Origin of the sequence: Brachybacterium tyrofermentans (genome assembly GCF_039526165.1) — a bacterium.
In the GTDB taxonomy this organism is placed as follows: domain Bacteria; phylum Actinomycetota; class Actinomycetes; order Actinomycetales; family Dermabacteraceae; genus Brachybacterium; species Brachybacterium tyrofermentans.
In genome coordinates, this window is record NZ_BAAAIR010000087.1 from 1 (window position 1) to 2,584 (window position 2,584).

Below are 2,584 nucleotides of genomic sequence, written 5' to 3' on the forward strand. Positions count from 1 at the left end.
CCGTTCTACGTCAACGACGCGACGCTCCCCATCACCACGAACCGGGAAGAGCCGCGTAAGACGTGTTCTTGACTTCCTCTAGCGTCCCGTACCAACCGGGGAGCTGCCGCTGCTGGAACACTCCCGCGTCCCCGTTCTCGTCCGGGGAAAAGGTGCTGGGGTGATCTCCTAGGCGAGATTCCTGCATCGCCGTCATAAGGGCGACAAGCTGCCCACCGGAGGAAATACCCTCGGCCTCCCCCACCTTGACGATGATCGCTGCCTGTTCCATCGCCGCCGGGGTGAAGTCTCCGACCGGGGCCGGCATGTCTCCCTCGACGCTGACGGAGAGCGACTGGCCGGCACAGATCGCGTCGTTGCTCCCCGAGCTGCCGGCAAAGATGCCGACGCCAATGACTCCCGCGCCGGCCACCAGCGCCAAAGGTGCGAGGCAACCGACCGTGAGCCCGCCGGCGATGAGCTTCTTCTTCATCCCTCCTGCGCCTCCTCGGGAGGTTCGATCGCTGACACCTTCCACGGGTCGTCCCCGGTCTCGCGCACGAGTACCAGGTGGAAGTCCCCGATCGAGGACGGCACCGTCACCTCAGCATCGGTGGCGCTGACCGCACCAAGCTCCACGATCCCCTCCACCTTCCCGCTGGGCACGCGGCCCGGATCGGTGTACTGCCACACCTCCTGCGCTGCCGGCGTGAGGTGGGTGGAGAACTGCGGCCACCACTCCTCGGCGTCCTTCGTGTCGAAAAACGCGGTGATGGCATCCGCGCCGGCTTCGCCTGCCGCCTCGGCGTCTCCCTCCTCGGCTGCCGCCGGCCCCTCGTCGCCCGGGACCAGCGGGGCCTCCTCGCTGGGCGCTACGTCCCACGACTGCTCGGTGGCTTCCTCGTCGGTGGCTTCCTCCTCGGCCGGCTCCTCGGCGGCGGAGGTCTCAGCCTCGCTCGGAGGCGGAGTCTCGAAAGTGGCTTGAGGTTCGTCAGCGCAGCCGGCCATGAGTAGGACGGCGGCCGCGATCGGTACTAGGCGCGTTGTTCTCATGCTCAGACAAGCGCGGCCATCACGACACCAATCCCACGCCCGTAGGCCACTGAGGAACTACTGATATACGGAGGTACGGATGTACTGAATGCAGTAATGATGGAAGATCCCCTCGACCTCTCCTCCCTGGACCACAGACCCCGGACCGACCACGGGACCGGCGGCCGGAGATTTCAGTCGGGGACGCCCTTGTCGGGTACGGCAAGCACGCGCCCACCTGTCATCGTTCCGAGAAGTGGCCACGGTCCTGGGTGCACTGACCTACTGAGGTACTGAACTACTGAGGTACTGAACTACTGATACGGCGGGTGCAGCCGTATTCCTCCATTGGTCCGCGATTTGCCTGGTCGTCACGGCAACCGACGCGCTCGTGCTGTCCACAGGCGCGGCATTCCCAGGTGCGGTGACCGTGCGAGAGGGTGTCTCGCCGGCACGAGCATGCTGCCCATCCGATGAGGAACCGGGTGCCGCTACAGCTGCCACACCGATCCGGTGTCTGCTCGATCCATCCGCGAGGTGTTCGCACGAGCGGGGGCACGACTGCGAGTCCGCCTATTTCAGTGAGAGTTCCGCCCATGGGAATGCCGTTGAGAGTCACTTGGGAACTGTAGGCCGGCTGCCTGACGCGCGGGGGCCGGTGCCGCCCTGGCTCTACGGCCGGAGAGTGGACTGCTGCTCCGCGCGCTTGCGGTAGGAGTCGTGACCGGGGGTCTCGTCGCGGGCGATTCGGGCGACGGTGCTCGCGGAGAGCCCGGTCGCGGCTGCCGTCTCTCGGTAGGACTTTCCCAGGTTTCGGAGCATGAGAACGGTGTCGTACTGCTCGGGAGTGATGGCGACTGGTCGGCCGGGGTGCCGGCCCCGCGCGCGGGCTGCTTCTAGGCCAGCTCGCGTGCGCTCTGCGATGCGGTCGCGCTCCCGCTGAGCCAGCGCACCGAGGATGGTCACGCTGAATAGGCCGTCGGCTGTGCTGGTGTCCACGTTCTCGTACAGGGACTCCACGGTGACGCTGCGGGCGGCTAGATCGTCCAGAGTCAGGATGATGCGCGCGGTGCGCCGGGAGAGTCGGTCCAGATCGGTGATGACCAGAGTGTCGCCGGCGGTGAGCACCTCGGTCAGTAGATGGTCCAGGACCGGCCGGCGCTCGGATGCGCCGGATGCCTTCTCGGTGTGGATGTGCTCCAAGTCCACACCGCGCTCGCGTAGAGCGTCGAGCTGCCGTTGGAGGGATTGGTCTTCGGTGGATACGCGCGCGTAGCCATAGAGGGTCATCGCTGCCGTTCCTCCTGTGTCACAACTGCCGGCTCTGGTTGAGTTCTGGCACAGATCATTATGACGCTCATATATGGCACGTGGTCACCTGCGCTGATGGGTGTCCGTGCAGGTGACCGCTGGGCGTGCTCTCAACGACCGTTTGTGGTGCGGGTGCTGCCGTCTGGCGGCCAGCCCCCTCATGTCGTTACTGTTCGCTGCCTAGCCTCGGGCTTTCATCGTTGAGGTGTCCGAGGGGTGGGTCGTGATGGGTGAAGGTGCTCCTGACCTGGAAGAATAGGGC

General features: G+C 65.8%; 3 protein-coding genes. All 3 read right to left on the reverse strand.

The window, feature by feature from the left end; all coding sequences use genetic code 11:
• Positions 1-31 precede the first annotated feature (31 nt).
• The 3 genes from ABD093_RS18375 to ABD093_RS18385 all read right to left on the reverse strand — a co-directional run bounded on the left by ABD093_RS18375 (position 32) and on the right by ABD093_RS18385 (position 2,301).
• Positions 32-472, reverse strand: a complete 441-nt coding sequence (locus ABD093_RS18375; protein WP_343926339.1) for a hypothetical protein — start codon at positions 470-472, stop codon at positions 32-34.
• A complete protein-coding gene (locus ABD093_RS18380) occupies positions 469-1,032 on the reverse strand; it encodes a hypothetical protein (RefSeq protein ID WP_343926341.1) in 564 nt (187 codons plus the stop codon). The genes ABD093_RS18375 and ABD093_RS18380 overlap by 4 nt, the downstream gene beginning before the upstream one ends.
• A 651-nt stretch (positions 1,033-1,683) precedes the next feature.
• Positions 1,684-2,301 (reverse strand): recombinase family protein, encoded by a 618-nt coding sequence (locus tag ABD093_RS18385; RefSeq protein ID WP_343926343.1) that lies wholly within the window; start codon positions 2,299-2,301, stop codon positions 1,684-1,686.
• Between the last annotated feature and the right edge of the window lie 283 nt (positions 2,302-2,584).